At 37.9% G+C, this 20905-nt stretch carries 15 protein-coding genes, 21 tRNA genes, 1 rRNA gene and 1 riboswitch; of the genes, 36 read left to right on the top strand and 1 reads right to left on the bottom strand.

Annotation, left to right across the window (positions count from 1 at the left end):
- The first annotated feature begins 137 nt into the window (after window positions 1–137).
- A riboswitch (TPP riboswitch) is annotated at window positions 138–249 on the top strand.
- Window positions 250–312: 63 nt separating this feature from the next.
- The 12 genes from AC1FXP_RS18755 to AC1FXP_RS18700 all read left to right on the top strand — a co-directional run bounded on the left by AC1FXP_RS18755 (window position 313) and on the right by AC1FXP_RS18700 (window position 14311).
- The gene (locus AC1FXP_RS18755) at window positions 313–1086 is read left to right on the top strand and encodes an ABC transporter permease (protein ID WP_480063514.1); all 774 of its coding nucleotides are present in this window, start codon (window positions 313–315) and stop codon (window positions 1084–1086) included.
- Window positions 1087–1112: 26 nt separating this feature from the next.
- Window positions 1113–2141: an ABC transporter substrate-binding protein gene (locus AC1FXP_RS18750; RefSeq protein ID WP_480063513.1), complete on the top strand. Its 1029-nt coding sequence runs from the start codon at window positions 1113–1115 to the stop codon at window positions 2139–2141.
- A gap of 18 nt (window positions 2142–2159) precedes the next feature.
- Window positions 2160–2903, top strand: coding sequence for an ABC transporter ATP-binding protein (locus AC1FXP_RS18745; RefSeq protein WP_480063512.1), 744 nt, complete (start codon window positions 2160–2162; stop codon window positions 2901–2903).
- Window positions 2904–2930: 27 nt separating this feature from the next.
- The gene (gene tenA / locus AC1FXP_RS18740; RefSeq protein WP_480063511.1) at window positions 2931–3599 is read left to right on the top strand and encodes a thiaminase II; all 669 of its coding nucleotides are present in this window, start codon (window positions 2931–2933) and stop codon (window positions 3597–3599) included.
- Between the two features lie 294 nt (window positions 3600–3893).
- On the top strand, window positions 3894–4121 hold the full coding sequence (locus AC1FXP_RS18735) for a hypothetical protein (protein ID WP_480063510.1): 228 nt from the start codon (window positions 3894–3896) through the stop codon (window positions 4119–4121).
- A gap of 291 nt (window positions 4122–4412) precedes the next feature.
- On the top strand, window positions 4413–6656 hold the full coding sequence (locus AC1FXP_RS18730) for a sensor histidine kinase (RefSeq protein WP_480063509.1): 2244 nt from the start codon (window positions 4413–4415) through the stop codon (window positions 6654–6656).
- A gap of 370 nt (window positions 6657–7026) precedes the next feature.
- Window positions 7027–7572 (top strand): DUF2179 domain-containing protein, encoded by a 546-nt coding sequence (locus tag AC1FXP_RS18725; RefSeq protein WP_480063508.1) that lies wholly within the window; start codon window positions 7027–7029, stop codon window positions 7570–7572.
- A gap of 202 nt (window positions 7573–7774) precedes the next feature.
- Window positions 7775–9085 carry a putative bifunctional diguanylate cyclase/phosphodiesterase gene (locus AC1FXP_RS18720; protein WP_480063506.1) on the top strand — a complete coding sequence of 437 codons (1311 nt, stop codon included), beginning with the start codon at window positions 7775–7777 and terminating at the stop codon, window positions 9083–9085.
- Between the two features lie 497 nt (window positions 9086–9582).
- On the top strand, window positions 9583–10869 hold the full coding sequence (locus tag AC1FXP_RS18715) for a DUF2254 domain-containing protein (protein ID WP_480063504.1): 1287 nt from the start codon (window positions 9583–9585) through the stop codon (window positions 10867–10869).
- Between the two features lie 169 nt (window positions 10870–11038).
- Window positions 11039–11542, top strand: coding sequence for a MarR family winged helix-turn-helix transcriptional regulator (locus tag AC1FXP_RS18710; RefSeq protein WP_480063503.1), 504 nt, complete (start codon window positions 11039–11041; stop codon window positions 11540–11542).
- 307 nt (window positions 11543–11849) lie between these two features.
- Window positions 11850–12353 (top strand): CBO0543 family protein, encoded by a 504-nt coding sequence (locus AC1FXP_RS18705; RefSeq protein ID WP_480063502.1) that lies wholly within the window; start codon window positions 11850–11852, stop codon window positions 12351–12353.
- A gap of 146 nt (window positions 12354–12499) precedes the next feature.
- Window positions 12500–14311, top strand: a complete 1812-nt coding sequence (locus tag AC1FXP_RS18700; RefSeq protein WP_480063501.1) for a LysM peptidoglycan-binding domain-containing protein — start codon at window positions 12500–12502, stop codon at window positions 14309–14311.
- A 180-nt stretch (window positions 14312–14491) separates the two neighbouring features.
- On the opposite strand, the gene AC1FXP_RS18695 is transcribed toward AC1FXP_RS18700, so the two are convergent.
- The gene (locus AC1FXP_RS18695) at window positions 14492–16363 is read right to left on the bottom strand and encodes an ATP-binding protein (protein ID WP_480063500.1); all 1872 of its coding nucleotides are present in this window, start codon (window positions 16361–16363) and stop codon (window positions 14492–14494) included.
- Window positions 16364–16558: 195 nt separating this feature from the next.
- Between AC1FXP_RS18695 and AC1FXP_RS18690 the strand changes: the two genes are divergently transcribed.
- From AC1FXP_RS18690 to AC1FXP_RS18575, 24 genes are all read left to right on the top strand, one after another.
- A complete protein-coding gene (locus tag AC1FXP_RS18690; protein WP_480063499.1) occupies window positions 16559–17302 on the top strand; it encodes a LytR/AlgR family response regulator transcription factor in 744 nt (247 codons plus the stop codon).
- Between the two features lie 207 nt (window positions 17303–17509).
- Complete coding sequence (locus tag AC1FXP_RS18685; RefSeq protein WP_480063498.1) at window positions 17510–17884, top strand: hypothetical protein; 375 nt, start codon at window positions 17510–17512, stop codon at window positions 17882–17884.
- Between the two features lie 538 nt (window positions 17885–18422).
- Window positions 18423–18498: transfer RNA gene (locus AC1FXP_RS18680), tRNA-Ala, on the top strand.
- Window positions 18499–18503: 5 nt separating this feature from the next.
- A tRNA-Ile gene (locus tag AC1FXP_RS18675) sits at window positions 18504–18577 on the top strand.
- Window positions 18578–18591: 14 nt separating this feature from the next.
- Window positions 18592–18684 (top strand) — tRNA-Ser (locus tag AC1FXP_RS18670).
- 126 nt (window positions 18685–18810) lie between these two features.
- Window positions 18811–18884, top strand: a tRNA-Met gene (locus AC1FXP_RS18665).
- A 9-nt stretch (window positions 18885–18893) separates the two neighbouring features.
- A tRNA-Asp gene (locus tag AC1FXP_RS18660) sits at window positions 18894–18970 on the top strand.
- A 4-nt stretch (window positions 18971–18974) separates the two neighbouring features.
- A tRNA-Trp gene (locus AC1FXP_RS18655) sits at window positions 18975–19048 on the top strand.
- Window positions 19049–19070: 22 nt separating this feature from the next.
- Window positions 19071–19146, top strand: a tRNA-His gene (locus AC1FXP_RS18650).
- Window positions 19147–19163: 17 nt separating this feature from the next.
- Window positions 19164–19238, top strand: a tRNA-Gln gene (locus tag AC1FXP_RS18645).
- Window positions 19239–19240: 2 nt separating this feature from the next.
- A tRNA-Gly gene (locus AC1FXP_RS18640) sits at window positions 19241–19312 on the top strand.
- Between the two features lie 8 nt (window positions 19313–19320).
- Window positions 19321–19391 (top strand) — tRNA-Cys (locus AC1FXP_RS18635).
- Between the two features lie 22 nt (window positions 19392–19413).
- Window positions 19414–19502 (top strand) — tRNA-Leu (locus AC1FXP_RS18630).
- Between the two features lie 9 nt (window positions 19503–19511).
- Window positions 19512–19588: transfer RNA gene (locus AC1FXP_RS18625), tRNA-Arg, on the top strand.
- An 8-nt stretch (window positions 19589–19596) separates the two neighbouring features.
- Window positions 19597–19673: transfer RNA gene (locus tag AC1FXP_RS18620), tRNA-Pro, on the top strand.
- Window positions 19674–19685: 12 nt separating this feature from the next.
- Window positions 19686–19756 (top strand) — tRNA-Gly (locus tag AC1FXP_RS18615).
- Between the two features lie 16 nt (window positions 19757–19772).
- Window positions 19773–19846, top strand: a tRNA-Ile gene (locus tag AC1FXP_RS18610).
- A 6-nt stretch (window positions 19847–19852) separates the two neighbouring features.
- Window positions 19853–19927: transfer RNA gene (locus tag AC1FXP_RS18605), tRNA-Asn, on the top strand.
- Between the two features lies 1 nt (window position 19928).
- Window positions 19929–20019: transfer RNA gene (locus tag AC1FXP_RS18600), tRNA-Ser, on the top strand.
- Window positions 20020–20047: 28 nt separating this feature from the next.
- Window positions 20048–20122 (top strand) — tRNA-Glu (locus tag AC1FXP_RS18595).
- 6 nt (window positions 20123–20128) lie between these two features.
- Window positions 20129–20204 (top strand) — tRNA-Val (locus tag AC1FXP_RS18590).
- 3 nt (window positions 20205–20207) lie between these two features.
- Window positions 20208–20283, top strand: a tRNA-Thr gene (locus tag AC1FXP_RS18585).
- Window positions 20284–20290: 7 nt separating this feature from the next.
- Window positions 20291–20375 (top strand) — tRNA-Leu (locus tag AC1FXP_RS18580).
- Window positions 20376–20691: 316 nt separating this feature from the next.
- Window positions 20692–20905 (top strand): 16S ribosomal RNA (locus tag AC1FXP_RS18575); the annotation flags it as partial.

The raw sequence follows: 20905 nt of genomic DNA, 5'->3' as shown, positions 1-20905 counted from the left end.
GAGAAAAAGGTTCACATGGGTCAAGACGAGTGATTGCTCCATTCTGACTTAGGGGGGCTAATTGTATTAAATAGTTTGAAAGAACGGAATATTGCACAAAGTCAAAATGTGTGATAAGCTTTCTTAGGAAAAATTATGAATAGTAATAGGGGAGCTATGAGGTTGGCTGAGAGGATATCCCGATGAAGATATCGACCCTTTAACCTGATCTGGGTAATGCCAGCGGAGGGATGTTTATTAGAATTACATGTTGACATGTAAAGTCTACACGCCTCTGTGGTGTGTAGACTTTTTTTGTGAAAGGAGGGTTTCATGGAACGTTTGCGTCAGTCGATCTGTTCAGCTGCTCCAGCGATCATCGCCATTATTATGTTTCTTGTCGTGTGGGAAGTGGCTGTGTGGATTTGGGACGTTGAAAACTGGATCTTACCAGCGCCAAGCTTGATCGTTCTTACGTTATTTGACACGTGGCATCTATTACCTGAACATATCTGGATGACCACAAAAGAAGCGCTGCTTGGTTTCTTATTAGGAATTATCGTTGCGTTAGTAATGGCTTTTATTTTAGATTTTTCACCGCTTTTACGTAAAAGTTTTTATCCGATTCTCTTATTCTCGCAAACGATTCCTATAATAGCGATTGCACCTTTGCTCATTATTTGGTTTGGATATGGAATTTTGCCTAAAGTTCTCGTCGTCGCATTAGTCACTTTTTTTCCGGTAGTCGTTAGTCTCGTTGAGGGACTGCAATCAAGTGATCGCGATATGATCCGACTTGTTCGGTCGATGGGGGGATCGCACCTGCAGGTATTTTCCTCTGTTAGGTTCCCGCACGCATTACCTTACTTATTTACAGGATTGAGAATTGGCGCTACATATAGTGTATTGGCAGCGGTGATTTCAGAGTGGGTCGGTGCAAGTTCTGGATTAGGAATTTATCTAATCAAAGCTCAAAGCTCGTTTGCGACAGATAGGGTATTCGTCGTTATTGTGCTTATCTCACTATTGAGCTGCCTTTTATTTTTAGTTGTTGTCTTACTCGGCAGACTCATGATGCCGTGGAAACACAAGTCTCAAAAAAAATAAACGAATTAAGTTGAGGAGAGAGTTCGATGTCAAAAAAGCTAAGTGCATTTTTGTTTTTCATTATCATGCTTGCGTTAGTTGGTTGTAACCAAGCAGAAGAGTCAAGCCAAGGGGAAGCAGTTGAATCTGAAGCAGGGGAAGAGGCACCGTCCGAATCTACAGAGTTAATGGAAGCAACGTTTATATTAGATTGGGTACCTAACACAAATCATACGGGTATTTATGTCGCTAGAGAAAAAGGGTTCTTTGAAGAGGAAGGGATTGATTTAACAATTATCGAACCAGCCATGGAAGGTGCCGTACCAGTTGTAGCAGCAGGACAAGCTGATTTTGGGATTGGATCTCAGACAGGCGTTACAATTGCTAGATCAACCGGTATTCCAGTCGTTTCGATTGCTGCAGTCATTCAGGAGCACACATCTGGTTTTGCTTCTCCAGTGGAAAAAGAGATTACTTCACCAGAGGATTTTGAAGGAAAGACATATGGTGGATTTGGAGGTGCTGAAGAAGAGGCGATTTTGGAAACCGTATTAAAACAGCATGAGGTTGATCCTTCTTCGGTAGATAATGTCATCGTTGGATCTGCTGACTTTTTTGCTAATACGAAAAGAGACATAGATTTTCAATGGATTTTTTATGGGTGGACAGGAATTGAAGCTGAAGTTCGTGGTGAGGACATTAATATGATTTATCTGAAAGATATTGATCCTGTCTTTAATTATTATTCGCCGGTTATTTTTAGCAGTGAAGCTGTGATTGAAGAGCAGCCTGAGTTAGTTGAAAAATTTGTAAGAGCTGTCTCGAAAGGATATGAATTTGCGATTGAGCAGCCATCAGAAGCAGCGGAAATCTTAATTTCAGCTAGCCCAGAAACAAATGAAGAACTGATTCGTGCATCACAAGAGTGGCTAAGTCCACGCTACAAAGGGGATGCAGAAAAATGGGGCATTCAAGAGGAACATATTTGGAATGATTTTTCAGAGTGGCTGCTTGAAGCAGGTTTGATTGAAACAGAAGTAACAGAAGAAGCGATGACAAATACGTTCTTGCCTTAATGAAAGGTTGTAGTCGATATGGAAATCAGCATTCGTAATCTCTGTCATTCGTTTGACGGGCAACCTGTCATCAAAAGAATAAACCTTTCTCTTCAAAAAGGTGAATTTGTTTCATTAATTGGACCAAGTGGTTGTGGCAAAAGCACCTTGTTTAATCTCATTACGGGTCTTGAAGTTCCCTATGAGGGAGAAATTTTATTTGACGGTAAGGATATGAAAGGGAAACGTGGGCATAGCAGTTATATGATGCAAAAGGACTTATTGTTCCCATGGAAAACTGTACTTGAAAATGTCCTTCTAGGTCCTAAGGTAACAAGACACCAAACAGAACAAGCAAAAGAAGAGGCCCTTACTCTTTTTCCTTTGTTTGGTTTAGAAGGATATGAGCAATATTATCCGGATGTGTTATCAGGAGGAATGAAGCAGAGGGCTGCGCTACTACGAACGTTCTTGCATAAAAAAGAACTCATGCTATTAGATGAGCCTTTTGGCGCGTTAGATGCGTTAACTCGTGAGAAAATGCATAGTTGGCTTTTGCATATATGGAGTCAAATGCAACGGACAGTCTTATTTATTACACATAGTATTGATGAAGCAATCTTTTTATCAGACCGTATTTATGTGTTAGGACCACGTCCTACTGAAGTCATACTAGAAGTAAAGGTGCCATTGCCAAGACCAAGGAAAAAGGAAATGACCGTCACTCCTGAATATTTAGAGTTAAAAAGGCAATTGATGAACGCTCTGTACGAAATGAACTAAATAGATGATGAAGAGAGGATGAATGATATGAAATTTTCAGAACAACTTCGTAAAAAGGTAGACTCTATTTGGAATGCAAGCTTTGAGCATCCATTTGTTACAGGAGTAGCTAATGGCTCATTGCCAATCGAATGTTTCAGTTATTATGTGCAACAAGATTCCTTTTATCTTTCGAAATTTGCTCAAGTACAATCCATTGGGGCTGCGAAAGCACTAGACTTTCATACGACATCGCAAATGGCATTTCATGCTAAATCAACCTTTGATGCAGAGCATATGCTACATGAAGGATTTGCCAAAGACTTAGGATTAGAAAAGAATAACGAAGGTCATATGGCGGCTGAACCTGCTCCGACGGCAGTAGCCTATACGAACCACTTGTTTTCTGTTGCGTATAAGGGTTCTTTAGGGGAAGTCATTGCTGCAATTCTTCCTTGTTATTGGTTGTATTGGGAAATCGGAGAAAAGTATAAAGGTTCTACTCCAGGACATCCCGTCTATCAAAAGTGGATTGATACGTATGGTGACGAGTGGTTTGCAACGTTAGTAAAGGAACAAATAGACCGTTTGGATGAATGGGCAGAAAAAGCTTCAGAAGAAGAAAAGCAACGTATGGAAGCTATTTTTGTTACAAGCAGCAGGTATGAGTATATGTTTTGGGAGATGTCTTACACGTTAGAGAAGTGGCCGGTGTAAGATGAAGTTATAATATACGACCCATCCAATTACTGTGGATGGGTTTTGCTGTAGAGTATGTCCAGGAGATTGGTAATTGGAGTTCGCCAAGAGCGCTGATTAGGTTTAGGCAAAATTCTTCCTCATAATTAATGTAGAAATCAAAATAATAAAGTTAAATGAAGGAAAGGGGACTACGAAACCTAAATGATGAATTCCTTGATCAATCACATTAGCTGGATAAGATCTGTATTTAATTTGGGAAGGAGGACACAGCAAATATTTGGAGCTAGACGCAATAACAGTGGAGGAGTGATGTACTCAATATTAGGAATAGGAATTGGAGTAGCGGCTTACGGCCTTCTAACGAATCGTGAAAATGGATTTCAATCATTGAAGCAACCGATTAGTAACTTCATTAAGAACAATCAATTCAATATGATGAGAGGGTCAACTCAAACAGCTATGGCAGAGTTTTCAGAAGAACTGACGACTGAGATTGCTAAAAAGGTAGATAATATTGATTATGATGAGCTTTTTTAAAGAATGTATTATTAGCCCCTAAGAAGTAGCTTATTTTTAGCTTTCTTAGGGGCAATTAATTGTTTTTATGATTATTACTAATAATAATTAGGTGAAATGGGTTAATTGGCTTACATAAAATGAGTTCAGTGTTTGTATTTTGCGCAGTATTCTGACATATTGTTTAGGTCTGAAATTGTAAATGTTTCCAATCTATGAATGTCTATTGCGTGATTTAATTTAACATAGATAACTATAGTAATAGAAGTTTTAAAGAAACTTACAAGACTAAGGCATGGGAAGGATTTTATTATGAAAGAGAAGAATGCAACGTTAAAAACCCTCTTTTTGGTTCGGGTTCTTTTAGCGTCTCTGATTCTAGTTTTAGTATCGGGATCTATTTTGCTCTATTTTAATAATTTACAGATTGTATCTGAAGTAAATAAGCAATCAACTTTGACGGCTCAAAGTATAAAACGTGAAGTTGAAAACACGAACTTGGCAGCAAAATCCTTAGAGCATCAAATTGATTTGAAATTAATTTCTTTTGCAAAACATGCAGCAGAAAGATTACAGGAAAAAAGGTTAGAAGATATAACAAATCAAGATTTACTAGTGTTAAGAGAAGAGTTAGAATTAGCTGGGATTACTTTGTTTGCTAGAGAAGGAGATGATATTGTAGGTGTTCGATCAACCGATCTTCATGAGATTGGATTTAGTTTCAAGGAATATGGTTATTATGAAACGATAGACACTCTATTAAAGGGTGAGAAAGTTTATGTAGAGGGAGCCTCTTTAGTTGATAACCATATTCTCGTTTTACCAGTTGCTCAGTCGGGATCACAACAGGGAGAACCGGTTTTTTTCAAATATGGCTATTATCACCCTCCTGGTTCTTCATATATTATTAATCCTTATATAGAAGTAGATGAAGTTGAGGATTTGTTAAATCAAGTAGGGCCGAGTTCGATAATGGAACAGATGAAAACGGACAACCCATATTTGGATGAAGTCGCTATTTTAAATCCAAAAATTTTCGTTGACCCATCATTTGAGGACCAATTGTATCCACCGCTAAAACAAATTGTTCATGGTACATATGATTATAAAAGTGAGCAAGACCTTGATGTATTAAAAAATATGGTAACCAATCCCGAGAAGACTTTTTATATAGAAGAGGTTAATGGAAAGAAATTGTATAAAGTCTTTCTTCCTTTTGGGGCTGATCAAGTAATTTATACGGCTTTTAACTATGGGAAAATGAGTGAGCCTCTTACTCGACAAGCTATTCTTATTATTGTGACAGGATCAATTTCAATACTTGTAATGTATCTCATAACCTCTCAATTCTTTAAGAGGATTTATCGTAGAATTGATATTTTAGTAAGAGATGTAGGGCGTATCTCGAAAGGGCAGTATGGAGTAACGATTGGTTCGGACGACCAGTATGAGTTTAGAAAACTCACAGAAGCCATTAATCAAATGTCTCTAAGCTTACGGCAGTCATTTGATAACCTCTCAAGTGAAAAGTTATTTCGTGAGCAAATTCTAGCGTCAATTCCAATAGGTATTATGACAGTGCAAAACCAAAATAGTGAGATTGAATTAAATGGAAAGGCCAAAGAGGTAACGAACTTAGATGAGGTAGAAATAAACAGTCTTTATAAAGAAAAAGTGACTTCTCAAGTAAATAAAGAGTTTTGGGATTTGTTTTATTCTGAAGAATTTTTTCGAACGAGAAAAGTATCTTTTCAGGCATCGGATCTATCATATGTATTATTGGTCTCTCAATCACCTATAGTAGATAACAAGAATGTTATTGGCAGAATTTTTTATTTTGTTGATGTGTCTGAAATAGATGAACTAGAGAAAAGGGTCCTTCGTACAGAAAAGTTAGCATTAGCTGGTGAATTAGCATCGAAAGCAGCGCATGAAATTAAAAACCCTTTATCGGTTATTCAAGGATTTATACAATTGATGAATAGTAAGTTTTCAGAGAGTGAGCGAAATAAGTACCATACGTTACTTATTTTAAAGGAAATCCAACGTATTAATAGCATAGCTCAAGATATGTTGATGCTGGCTAAACCTAATTTGAATAAGAAGAAGGCTAATTTAACTGATGTTATTGAAGAAATAATGCCGTTTATTCATTCCAATTACTCGTCAAATATCTTCATTCGTTCTGAATTAGACTCCATTACACTGAATATTGATGTTGATCAAATGAAGCAAGTGTTTCTTAACCTCATTATCAATAGTATTCAGGCAATGGAAGAAAAAGGTGAGATTTCGATTTCCTCTGAGGTTGATCAGGATAAGATACACATCTTCATCAAAGATAATGGGAGAGGCGTGCCTGATGAGATTCAATCTAATCTGTTTGAACCATTTGTAAGTAGCAAAGCAGCTGGAACGGGGCTTGGTTTGACTATAATTGAGCAAATTATTGCAAGTCATGAAGGAACAATCCAACTACTCTCCTCGAACGAAGAAGGCACTTGTTTTAAAATTACATTACCTTTGGTTTTAAAAGGGAATAATTTAGCATCATAAAATATAGTGAATAGGCATTACGTTTAGGCGTTGATGTCTTTTTGTTTTTCTCAGTAATTCTGTATCTTTTAAAAGGGTGAAACGAAAGGTTAGGGAGTTATATTATATTATCTCCTCTTTTATACATAAAGGTGAGGTTATGTTTTGTAGTCCTATGTTAAATGGTTTCATGTTTTTGTAAGAACAAAAGGCCGCTCCTTACTGGTTTGCTATGTTTAAAACACTACTACAAATTATGTACCTACCTGAGTATGGGTAAAAACAAGGTGTTTTTTATGGGGAATCAGTACTAAATGTCAGCTAATAAAATTATATTGTAGGAAAGTCTAATTTTCTTTGTATTGATAATGGCCAAGAGGAGGGGGAGAGCTTGAAGGAGATTTTATTAATCTTAGTACTTCAGTTGGTTTACGTCCCCATCTTTACACTCAGAACGATTTTTGTCGTGAAAGGAATGAGTGTTATTGCAGCGCAACTTGCTGTGTTAGAAGGTTTGGTCTATGTATTTGGCTTATCCATTGTTCTATCTGGAAATCCGTCTACTCTCGCTATGATTGTTTATGCAGTTGGTTTTGGTATAGGAATCCTACTGGGTGCATACGTAGAAAGGAAATTAGCGATTGGTTATACGGCTTTGATTGTTAATTTAGAAAGGAAAAATGAAGAGTTGATTTCGTTTCTACGAAATGAAGGGTTTGGAGTTACGGTGTTTGAGGGAGAAGGGAGAGATAGTAAGCGTTATCAACTCGAACTGTTAACGAAAAGAAGTCGAGAAGATGAACTCATTCTATTAATAGAAGAATATGAACCGAAAGCCTTTATTATTTCTTATGAGCCGAGAAGATTCAAAGGTGGTTTCCTCTTAAAAGCAATGAAAAGAACGAGGAGAAAGAAAGTGAATACAAAAGAGAACTAATGTAAACTACTTAAAAAGATGGCAGACAAACCGAGGGCACTGAAAAAGGTGACTTTCACTTTTTCAGTGGTCTTTCAAAACTTTTCTGTCTTTTTTGTGGCTAGATTATAAAAAAATGCTTGTCAGTACCGGTACAAAGTGTTTACATAGATCTATAATGTAAATAACGAATAGCGCTTTGCTGCTAAAATGGGATGGTTAAATGGAAAAGCAAAACCCCTTAGATAAATTGGGATTAATAGATGAAGTAACAGGTTTTCCAACTGAACATTTGCTTTACGATCGATTACATATGAACTTGGCTTACTGTGATCGTTTTAAAGTAGCTACAGCTGTATGTTACGTTAGATTGTCTCAGTCTCATGTTGAAATGAATGTTCTTAGTTTTTTACGAAAACAGATAGCCGAACGTTTGAAAACAAGTATAAGGGACATAGATACTGCTTCATTTTTATCTGATACTGATATAGTGATCTTGTTAACAGATGTGACAGAACAAGAATGTAACTTCATTGTTGAAAGAATTATTGGTACTTTGTCTGGAGCATATACGTATAGCAACAATCAATTTACAGTAGAAACGAGCATTGGCGTTTGTATATATCCTTATGATCATATGAACAGTGATGATTTGATGATGTTAGCAAAATCTCAAATGTATGAAGCTTTTGAGATAGGGAAGAACAAGTACAAATTATATAAAGGGGATATTAACGAGTCCGCTTATCGAAAAGTCGTTATTGAAGTTGATCTTCCGCATGCTTTAAGGGATGGTAGCTTTTATATTGAATATCAACCACAAGTAGGTATGAAAGAAAGAAGAGTAATAGGTGTTGAGACTCTTATTCGGTGGGACCATTCCAAGCTAGGTGTGGTCAGTCCAGATGAATTTCTGCCATTAACTGAGAAAATAGGACTGGCTAATGACATTTTTATTTGGGTAATTAAGCAAGTCGTTCAGAGCATTAAGGAAATGGAAGCTAAAAATGAGCCAATTTTCTTTTCTGTTAATTTATCGGTAAATCAGCTTTTAATGGAAAATTTTGAAGAGATAATTTCAGAAATCATCACGGAAGCAAGTATAAGCCAACCACAAATTCTTTTCGAGATTACAGAAAATATAAGTATCTATAAAAGAGAAGATGTAAAAACAAAATTACAATTTTTACGAAACAAAGGTTACAAAATTGCGTTAGATGATTTTGGAAATGGGTATTTTTCTTTTTCTGACTTTGTCGACCTGCCAATTGATCATATTAAATTGGATAAAAGGTTTATTACAAGTTTAATGAAAAACAATAAACTTACAAACGTCATTATTCCAATTAGACAGATGGCCCATAACCTAGGATTTAAGCTCGTTGTTGAAGGGATTGAAGATGAAGAGCAATTTGCAGATTGGCAAAATATAGGGGGAGATATCTTTCAGGGGTATCTTTTTAGCAAACCGGTGAGATTTGATCGATTAAGTCATGTTATTTCATTGGTGAATAAGAACCTTATAAAAACATAATATTTGCGAATAGGATGTTTATAAATTTTTTATGAATTTTACTATAGGGGGCAACCAATCATTGGTTGCCCCCTATTTTTCTGAAAGAGGATTGGGATTGTTTTTATTTGTTAATGTAAAGAACTTCTAAATAGTGGCGCGATAGTAAGAAAAGGTTACTAAAAAAACAAAAAAACGCCCAAAAGGACGTCTTTGTGCGTATTGCTGCGAGAGACAGCACTCCACATTGTGCATTGCCTAACAAGGCGTATCAATCTCGTCTTATGCAAATTAGCTCATCGCTAGACTAGTATATCATTGTTTCTGATGAAAGAGAAGTTGATTTATTCTCCATTTTTTCTTAGTTATTAAAACGAGAGGACAAGCTTTCGTCTTTTTATTTCCTAACTATTGCGTTTTTTTGTTAGGAATATAATGGATTATTTTAACTTGGGGTTATAATAACTGCTCAAAATTTGGATATAGTAAGGAAATAATCATACTGGAGGTGGGAGGCTTTGTTTTATTACCTAATTTTGAAGGTTAAAAAGAACATTTGGTTACTCCCAAGTGCCTATTGTTTGGTTGCTTCTTTACTTGCAATAATCGTTATTTGGTTAGATACGGTTCATGGTCAGAAAATAGAAAATGCGATACCACCGACTTTATTGATTAGTGTTGATTTGGCTCAGAATATATTAGGAATTCTTGCCGCTGCTTTGTTAACGATGATTGCGATAACGTTTTCGACCATTATGGTTGTATTAACAACCTATTCGTTACAGTTTTCCCCGAGAACGCTTTCTGATTTCGTAACAAATCAAGTAACTATGAGGGTTCTTGGAGTTTATATGGGTGGATTCGTGTATTCCATTCTTGCGTTACTTTTTATGAGAGAAGATTTGGAGCATGAGGTGATGGCTGGGACAATTGGAGTGTTAATTTCCATTGTTTGCTTAGCTTTTTTTGCCTATTTTATTCATCATGTGGCAACATCGATTCAAGTTAATAAATTAATAAGCGAGCTAACTCGTCAGACATTAAAAACATCTCATGAGCGGTTAAAATCAAAAGTAAAAGGACAAGTCGTTTCGTTAACTAACGAAAAACCTGATATCTTATTAGAGAACTACATGGTTGAGGAAGTGAAGAGTCGTACGTTTGGTTATATTCAGTTAATCGAGTATAACCATTTATATAAACTAGCTAAGAAGCATGATCTTGTAATTGAAATTATCCCACCGATTGGGACGTTTGTCACAACAAATAAAGTATTGTTTAATCTGTATTATAAAGGGGAGAAGCCAAGTGAAAACATCCATAAGTTCATTGAGTTAGGAAATGAACGAACGATTTTGCAGGATGTCGATTTCGGTATCCAGAAAATTGTCGAGGTCACACTCCGAGCATTATCACCAGGAATCAATGATCCTAATACAGCGATAGATGGCATTCTACATATAGGTAAGCTTCTAGGCACTGCATGCAAGCATGATGGCAGCTATATTCTTTACTCGGATTCTAAGCGGGTAAGAGTGTTTTCCCCTAAGATAACAATAGATGAACTGTTGTATGCAACATTTTATCAAATTTGTCATTATGGACGTGACGATATATCTATTATGCTTGCTACATATGAAGCGCTTTTTATGATAGCAGAAGAGAATGATGATCTTATGAAGAAGAAAATTTGGGAATTTAGCAGGTATTTATACAAAAGTTTTAATAAAGAGGTGTGTCAAGAGTTAGACTTACAATATTTGAATGAAAAGATAGCGGATCTACGTGAGATCACGGTTGGATAGAAGGATTAGGGTCAATATGAATAGTGGAAATTGCCTAACATTTTGGGCTGTTTTTTCTTTTCATACTAACACGTTATACACTATTAAGAGTTTAAAATGAAGTGTGTTGGAAATAATTGTATTTGTTAGATCGTTTTATGGATGCTCGTTTCTGGTAGGGGGGAGATAGATGAACAAAGGGAACGAACAATTTGCAAATAGTTATTCACTATTTGCGCTGATACGGGGGCTTAATTTTGAAATTGAAAAGGACATACGAAGACAAGTAGAAAAAAGAAAGTTGACGTTTCCTGGTTTTCGTATTCTTTGGATTTTATATTTTGATTCAAACTTAAGAATGTCAGATCTTACCTATTTAGCTCAAACCAACATCTCGAATATATTTAGGCAATTAATAAAATTAAAAGAATCAGGTTTAGTTGTCGTGAATAGTGGAAATGATGCACGAACGAAAGAAGTTGCTTTAACAGAAGAAGGACGAAAAGTTGTTAAAGACTTTATAGATGATAATGTTGCGAACTCAGATTTACAAATTTGTCATCTGGTTGATAGGATATCAAAGGAGGATCAATCTAAACTGATGGAGGTTTTAACGTTACTGAGTAATGAATTAATTGGAAAGCAATTCGGTGAATTTGTTGCTAAATCATCATCTGATATTAAGTTTAACTAATGGTGTCACATCTATTTTAGATCTTGAGAAAAAAACAATTAATGATTAAGGGGCTTTCTTAAAAGCCAGGAACAGATGGCAATGGCTCGGTTCGCTACTTGCCTCGAGAGGAGAAACCCACTCCTCTAAGGATTTTAAAAGATGTAGCGACTCCGTACGTTGCTTCGGGGTTCTCTCAAAAGGTCAAATCACCTTTTGGGAGAACCCTTTTTATTTGCAATCGCAAAATATTATTGTCGATCTGTGTCATAATATGACTAGTCGCTTCTGAACATTTACAATTTAATCTAGAGCTGCTTCATTCGTAATGCCCATAAAGGAGGATGTTTATAAAATGTTTAATAAAAAAAAAGAAGATTCAATAGTTGCTGCATCATGCATGATTATAATGTTTCTCATATTTAGATATGTTCCTCGTCATAAAATGAGGGAAGCTCATGTGTCCTTTTTATTTCAACAGGTTATGACGTGGTTTTTTGGATTGTTAGTTGTAGAGAAAGGATTAATTAAGTACCCATATCGTTCTTTTTTTAAGAAATCAAACAAAACAAGTTTTGCTTTTGAGTTCTTTATTTATCCAGCGATCACTATTCTTTTTAATCTCTATTATCCAGAAAAAAGAAGCTATATAAGTAAGGCTATCTATGTTTTTAGTTATAGTGGTGTAATTACCTTAATAGAAACCTTCACAGAGAAATACACAGATCTAATAGAGTACAAAAAATGGAATCGGTACTGGAGTTTTATTACCTTGTCATGTACATATTATGTATCGAGACTTTATTATAGGTGGTTTTTTTCAAGAGATTAAGAGCGTGGGATACATAATAAAGTTGCACTTTTATCTTTTGGAAGAATCTTTGGTTGCTCAGGCGAATAGCATATAGGCATACGCTATGAATTGAACTTATTTTCCTTGAGTAATTGAAAAAGTTTTTTCATTCGGAGGGGGTAATAATGCAAGTTTTTTACACGGTTCGTCCTGGGGATACACTGTATAATATTGCTAGGCGGTGGGAGCTTCCGGTTGCATCTCTGATTGCCGCAAACAATCTTAGTCCGTCGTATATGATTTATGTGGGACAGCAGCTTTCTGTTCCTCCTGGGGTGAATGTGGTTCGAGTAAAGCCTGGGGGTTCGGTTTTTGCAATTTCGCAATTTTTCGGTGTTCCTCAAAAAGTAATTATCGAAGCGAACCGTCTTCTTCCTCCTTATCACATTCAAGTTAGTCAATTGATAAAAGTTCCTCCTGGTAACCCCTATTATGTTGTTCAACCCGGCGATACTCTATTTCATATTGCTAGGCGATTTAATGTAATTACAGGAGGGCGTAATAATTATGAAGTAATACGACAAGTGAATCAACTCCCGAGTTATGATTTGTTTCCAGGGATGAGGTTGATCATTCCGTATGCGCCTCCCGGAGATCGGGGAATGATTGCTTATGTAACGAATCGTGGGGGAGAATTCGATTTGTGGTTGTATAATCCACGTGATGGTGCGAGTATACAACTTACCAACGGGATAGGGGCAACGTTTTCTACACCTTATTGGTCACCAGATAGTCGGAAAATCGCTTTTGTTGGAGTAGGTGGAGTGATTTATGTTGTAGATTTGCTCGGAGCAGGAATTGCCCGAATCGATCAGGTTGAGACTAGTGTTTTATTAAATTGGTCACCAGATAGTCAAATACTCGTTTATACAAAGCAGAATGAGGTTGTTTTGTACGATGTGATTAATCATCAAGCAGAAAGAATAGCTGAGCCTGGTGTGACTGATGCTCAGTGGTTTCCAAGTGGAGAGGAGCTACTTTTTCAAGCGCCTGATCAAGCGGGGGTCAGTCAGCTTTTTCGAATACGAACGGATGGAACAGGAAGAAGGCAAATTACTGAAAACACGGGTGGTCGGCTCAATTATGTTCGTCTTTCCCATGATGGAACGCATGCACTATATACGACACCAGGAGTTAGCATCTCCATTATCTTTACAGTTGACCTTGCAACTGGCAGGATGAGTGAAGTAAGGGGAGGGCCACTTGCGAAGAACTATTTTCCATCTTGGTCTCCTGATTCATTAACCATTGCTTACAGTGCGACGGCATTTGAGGATCGAGGCTACTTCTCTCTTATTCGAACATCGGGAAGGCGAGGGGAGGACGACCTAACACGAGCTATATCCAATTGTTTTGCTACACCTGTTACTTGGTCACCAGATGGAAGGAAAGTGGCCTATCTTTCAGGTTGTACTAACGAAGAGATGGCGAGTGAAATGTGGGTAATCGACGTATTCCACCCTGTCCCTATTAAACTAGTAGAAGGGGCTAGTATTGCATCGATCCAATGGTCTCCTGCGCCAATTCCTTCTGCAAAAAAGACATATATGAATAATATTTATAAGGTTCATTTTCAATATCCAACCGATTGGCAAAGAGTAGATGTTGAGCGATATGAAGGACCAGATGGTTTCTTCCAGGTATCTGCGTTATTTTCAGAGGAACCGATTCATCAAGTGTGTCAAAACGAAGCATATCATCAACTAGCCCCATATGGTTCAGATCCTCGAATCGTTCATACACAAATACAAAATCAAGAAGCGTGTTTTATTTATCCATCGGACGATCAACCTGCTGAGATGAGAGGGCAAGCTGCTTTGATTGTCAGGTATCCAATGACGATAAAAATTGAAGGAGCAAATTACAATTACTTTGTTTTGTGGGCGGATCAGATGCATATAGATGAAATCGGTTCGACATTGGTTTTTTTGATGTAGATTGTACTTTTGGCGTGAAGGGGAAAGGGGGAAATTAGCAAAAAGACATGAAACAACAGGGGACAACAGTTTTATGTCTTTAAACTGCTATAATAAAGACCGTAAATAGCTTACAAAGGGTTGCTCACAAAGTTTTCTTAAACTTATGGGCAACCCTTTTGTTAGTTTACAAGTCTAATCTTAACCACTATTTCGCAAAACCAAATCCCGTAGCTTCTCTAAATGAACGGGCTTTGTTAAATAGCTTTGGCATCCTTTTTCTAATGATAGATCAATAGTTGACTCGAGCGCTTCGGCACTAATAACGACTACAGGAATCGATTTTGTCAGTGCGTGACATTTTAAATTGTCTAACACCTCTAGTCCATTCATATCTGGTAAATGGAGATCTAATAGAATCAGTTCAGGCTGAACCTCAATTGCTTTATTATACCCAGATTTACCTGTCGCTTCGTTATATAGCTTGACTTCTGTAATAATGTGTAACATTGAGGACATTAAGTCAACGTTATCTAGATTGTCTTCAATATAAAGGATCTTCATTTTAGGTGTTGCAGGAAGTACGTTTGTGGTGATAGGAGATTTAGAAACATCTGTTGCATCTTTTTTTGTAACAAATCCTTTAAATGAGACCCAAAAGGTTGAACCGATTCCCTCTTTACTTATGACACCGTACGTACCATGCATTTTCGTGGTAAGCTGCGCAACAATAGCAAGTCCAATCCCTGTTCCTTTCCATTTGCTCATCGTCGTTTTGCTTCGGTAAAAAGGGTCAAAAATAAGCGTAAGTTCATTACTAGGAATACCAATCCCTGTATCTTCTACATTTATGGTTACTTGGTCTTTAACGTTGTCATGATCTAAAGATATAGATATGTGACCATTTGCTTGCGTATATTTGACCGCATTCGTAATCAAATTAGTTAGTACTTGAGTTAAGCGTAATCGATCAGCTTCAATGTACATATGGTCGTCGATATCGTCTACTTTAATAATGAGATTCGAAAGGTTGATATCGAAAATAGATTTGATGCATTGGTCAATAAAGCTTCTTACATGAATGTATTCTTTGTTGATGCTTACTTTTCCAGCCTCAATGGCAGAAAAGTCCAGGATTTCTTCAATTAGATTTAATAAATTGTTAGATGCATCATATATTTTTTGAATATTTGACTGAAAACGTGGATCGTTCGTTTCTAAGAGTGATATTTGTGAGTAGCCTTGAATGATGTTCAGTGGAGTCCGTAAGTCATGACTCATTTGAGATAGGAACGTCGTTTTCATTGCGTTTGCTTTTTCTGCATTTCTTTTTGCTATCCGAAGATCTTGTTCTCTTTCTTTTTGACTTGCTTGCTCCTTAACTAATTGATGATTTCTCTTCTTTAAATCTTGGTTTTCCTTTTCGATCTTTTGTAGTTTTGATTGTTCGGTAGGAGAGATATTTACGACATACTTCCTATTGTAAAAGGGAGATTTCTCAACTGTTTCATCGACCATAAAATATCCGTGTACTTTAAGCATTTCATTTTGTATATAGGAAGGAGTTACAAGTGCATTATATGCACAAACGGATATAACTTTCTCACTATTTAAAAACTCATCACAGGAGCATTCGTACTTTCTTAGTTCAGAAACGAGAGCGTTTTGCGCCAACACTTGTCCCCATATCCGTGTCGTCCGTTTTGGCTCAACGGACGGTTTTAAGAGTTTAACAAGGTTCTCATAGCTATGATCAGCTTGAAATTGCTTGTTCGTTGAGTACTGTTTAGTATGACAAATGTATGTTATTTGTTTTAGAGCATTTTCTGAATATCCTGCTTGTATCAGGTTATTGTTTACATGATCGAAAAACGATTGATCTTCAAATAGAACAATTCGGTGCCCTTTATCGAGCCCCTCCATAATGTAGGAGGTGGCGTTCTGTATATATGATGAATATTCATTAAACATATATAGGATATGTGCGCCATTTTCTATCACGCTACTATTTGTGAGTTCTTGCAGAGTAAAAGATTCAGTTAAGTCAACAGATGTAAATACTGTACGATCCATAAATATTTCATCCTCCGTAGATACCAGTCTTTTCTTGTTTCAAAGTAACTCTAGTTCCTATAACATATAAAATAGGAAAATGAATAATTTGTAAATGGAGATTTGTGAGTTGGATAGATTTACTAGGTGTATTTTGTTATGACTTTTCTTTGTAGCATTTTACAATACTTAAAAATAAGGTGAGTGGAGGTTATTATGAGGACATATAAAATAGCACTTGTTGAGGATCATAAAGATTCTAGAGAGATCATCAATCGCTTTATTAACTGCTTGCCGAACATGGAAGTCGTCTACCAAGGTCATGACGGTCAAGATTTACTCGAATATATTTTGAAACGAGAAAATACGGTAGATATTGTCCTTGTTGATATAAACATGCCAAGGTTAAATGGTATTGAAGCGAGTAAGCTCTGCATACAAATCAAGCCTAATATTAAAGTCATTTTTATAACAGGATATGAAGAATATGCAGTAGAGGCATTTGCTGTATCGGCAATTGATTATGTCGTTAAGCCTATTACTCAGCAGCGATTATATGTAGCTCTCCAGAAAGCAGTCAATTTAATTACTTTGGAAGAAGAACGGATGGATGTCCCTGTTAATAATGCGCTTGATACGAATAAGCTTATTATAAAAAAAGGTCGTGCAACCTTTTATCTTCCTACAGAAGTAATTTACTTTATTGAGAAGACAGGGAAACAAACGACTATACATACTAAAAATGGTGTTTATGAGACGAGTGAGTCTCTTGACTCTATTGAAAAAGAATTAAATCACTCCTCCTTCTTCCGTACCCATCGTTCGTATCTTGTTAACCTTAGTCATGTTCTAAGTATTGAGACGTATGGTAAGACCTATATAGCTCACTTTGCTGATTATCATCAATCTGCTCACATTTCAAAATTGAAAATAAGTGAAGTACAAAAGCTTATTCAGTAGGATTTGTTGAAAGAAAGGCCTGTAGGTGAGCGTGCCTTTTGATTTTTACTGAAAAGGAAATAATAGAGTTTGGATAGGAGTAACCTTGTCTTGAAAGGGGAGAAAAGAAGCTTAGAAGGGTCTTGACTGCAATAGACAATTACTGCAACAGTTCGATAAACTTGTTACTTGTATCATATAGCAAAAAATTATAGGTGGTTTAACGAGATGAAAGCAAATAAAATACTAGTATTTCAAGAGTATCGTAGTTTAAATGTATTAGTAGAAGCCATTATTTCTGAAGATGGATATGAACATGTTTATACTATCGAAAATCCTAATGCTGTAATATCTGCATACCATGACATTCAGCCAGATGTGTTCTTTTATGAAATTGATTTAGATTATCAATTGGAGATGTTTATAGATTTAATTCTTAGTGCAGATAAAGAAGAAGTGTTGTCTAAAATAGTTTGTATTATTAGTAATGGGAACATTCATATGAAAAGAGCCGCACAGAGACTTGGAGTAGAAGATTTTCTTGAAAAGCCTGGCTTTGTTATTGAAGATGTTAGAGACATGGTCAATAAAAGGTCGAGGTGATCTGATACTAATTCATTGTTCTAGCCTTTACTTTTATGTTACGGCACGGTAGAGTGTTAGCTGATCCTCACTAAAATCTTAATAAACATCAATCATTACACAATTTCTTTTTTTTTTAGCTAAATTAAATATTTAGAACTTCAATTGTCTGTTTGGATTATAATCGATAAATTAGGTATGGTTGAGTTAGACCTTTTATCTTCTTATTATAAGTAAAGTGGGGTATTTAATCGTTATTAGGTGTTTTTTTTTTTTTTTTTTTGACTTGAAAATGTTGTAATTATAATTTCTTTGTGGTAAATTAATAAACCTAATCGCAAAATTAATTCCAAATTATGTGTTGCGTAGAATCGTAAGACATGTTATATTATTTCTTGTCGCTACGATGGTGTCATTGAGATGAGTTGGCTGCAACTATTGTGTTGTTTTGATAGATGTTGAAATGACGAAATTAGTTCAACATTTTCCCTGAGAAAGATACGGAAAATAAGTTGCGTGGAATTTTAATTTGTGATATAGTCTTGATTGTTAACTAATTGGGGCCTTAGCTCAGCTGGGAGAGCGCCTGCCTTGCACGCAGGAGGTCAGCGGTTCGATCCCGCTAGGCTCCACCAATCTTGGACCTTTAGCTCAGTTGGTTAGAGCAGTCGGCTCATAACCGATCGGTCGTAGGTTCGAGTCCTACAGGGTCCATGTGATACAATTGCGGAGGAATACCCAAGTCCGGCTGAAGGGATCGGTCTTGAAAACCGACAGGCGGGTTAAACCGCGCGGGGGTTCGAATCCCTCTTCCTCCGCCATGTATATTAAATGTTAGACGTGATGTTGCGTGAAACGACATGTCCTGACGTATTCACAACAAAGTGTAAAAAGAAGAGGGGAAGACAACATCTTCGATTAAACTTCATTATTTTTCTTGATAACGACGCGGGGTGGAGCAGTCTGGTAGCTCGTCGGGCTCATAACCCGAAGGTCGGCGGTTCAAATCCGTCCCCCGCAATACCAAAATGGTCCGGTAGTTCAGTTGGTTAGAATGCCTGCCTGTCACGCAGGAGGTCGCGGGTTCGAGTCCCGTCCGGACCGCCATTTTAGGGGCATAGTTTAACGGTAGAACAGAGGTCTCCAAAACCTCCGGTGTGGGTTCGATTCCTACTGCCCCTGCCAATAAAAAACTTTTTGCAGCACGGCGATTGTGGCGAAGTGGTTAACGCACCGGATTGTGATTCCGGCATTCGTGGGTTCGATTCCCATCAGTCGCCCCATTAAAATCATAAATTGTTGGGCTATCGCCAAGCGGTAAGGCAACGGATTTTGATTCCGTCATGCGTAGGTTCGAATCCTGCTAGCCCAGCCAATGCGGAAGTAGTTCAGTGGTAGAACACCACCTTGCCAAGGTGGGGGTCGCGAGTTCGAATCTCGTCTTCCGCTCTTGTAATGGCGGTATAGCCAAGTGGTAAGGCACGGGTCTGCAAAACCTTGATCCCCGGTTCAAATCCGGGTACCGCCTTTATGTTTTATCTGTCTGCCTTGCCGGGGTGGTGGAATTGGCAGACACACAGGACTTAAAATCCTGCGGTAGGTGACTACCGTGCCGGTTCAATTCCGGCCCTCGGCACCAGAAGACTTAGCGCCCTTAGCTCAGCTGGATAGAGTGTTTGACTACGAATCAAAAGGTCGGGAGTTCGAATCTCTCAGGGCGCGCCATTTTATAACGGGAAGTGGCTCAGCTTGGTAGAGCACCTGGTTTGGGACCAGGGGGTCGCAGGTTCAAATCCTGTCTTCCCGACCATAAGTTGAATATGCGGGTGTAGTTTAGTGGTAAAACCTCAGCCTTCCAAGCTGATGATGTGAGTTCGATTCTCATCACCCGCTCTTACTAAATTACTGTGGGCCTGTAGCTCAGCTGGTTAGAGCGCACGCCTGATAAGCGTGAGGTCGGTGGTTCGAGTCCACTCAGGCCCATTTTATTCCACAGTAGCTCAGTGGTAGAGCAATCGGCTGTTAACCGATCGGTCGTAGGTTCGAGTCCTACCTGTGGAGCCATGGAGAAGTACCCAAGTGGCTGAAGGGGCGCCCCTGCTAAGGGTGTAGGTCGTTTGCGCGGCGCGAGGGTTCAAATCCCTCCTTCTCCGCCATCGATAACTTAAATGTATTTAATAGATTGGCCCGTTGGTCAAGCGGTTAAGACACCGCCCTTTCACGGCGGTAACACGGGTTCGAATCCCGTACGGGTCACCATAAATTGGAGGATTAGCTCAGCTGGGAGAGCACCTGCCTTACAAGCAGGGGGTCGGCGGTTCGATCCCGTCATCCTCCACCATAAGCCGGCCTAGCTCAATTGGTAGAGCAACTGACTTGTAATCAGTAGGTTGGGGGTTCAAGTCCTCTGGCCGGCACCATTTACACGCGGGTGTGGCGGAATTGGCAGACGCGCTAGACTTAGGATCTAGTGTCTTATGACGTGGGGGTTCGACTCCCTTCACCCGCACCATTTATTACCAAGTGATTCCCCTTAAAAAAGGGTTGTGTGTAATGAGTGGACTTGATATATTATTACTTGTCGCTGCTAAGTCGCAGTGAATTTTATTTAAAAGATATTGCGCAGAACTCATTATTGTGGTATCCTTGTTTATGTCGCTAATGAAGTGGTGCGGATGTAGTTCTTTGAAAACTGAACAAAAGCCAAGCGAAAAAGAGAAGTAGTTTATTTCTTGAAATAAACCAAATCTCATCAATTAAATCCTATTATAATAGGTTGAAATAAAATGAGCTATGTTGTCACACTAACGTGTAACAACTCAAACACTTTTATGGAGAGTTTGATCCTGGCTCAGGACGAACGCTGGCGGCGTGCCTAATACATGCAAGTCGAGCGGACTGATTAAGAGCTTGCTCTTATGATGTTAGCGGCGGACGGGTGAGTAACACGTGGGCAACCTGCCCTGTAGATCGGGATAACACCGAGAAATCGGTGCTAATACCGGGTAATAGAGTGAACGCGCATGCGTTTACTCTCAAAGA

The sequence above is a fragment of the Halalkalibacter sp. HAAS-P013 genome (assembly GCF_056619925.1).
Note: the sequence above shows the minus strand (reverse complement) of the source record. Positions and strands in the feature narration are given on the sequence as shown.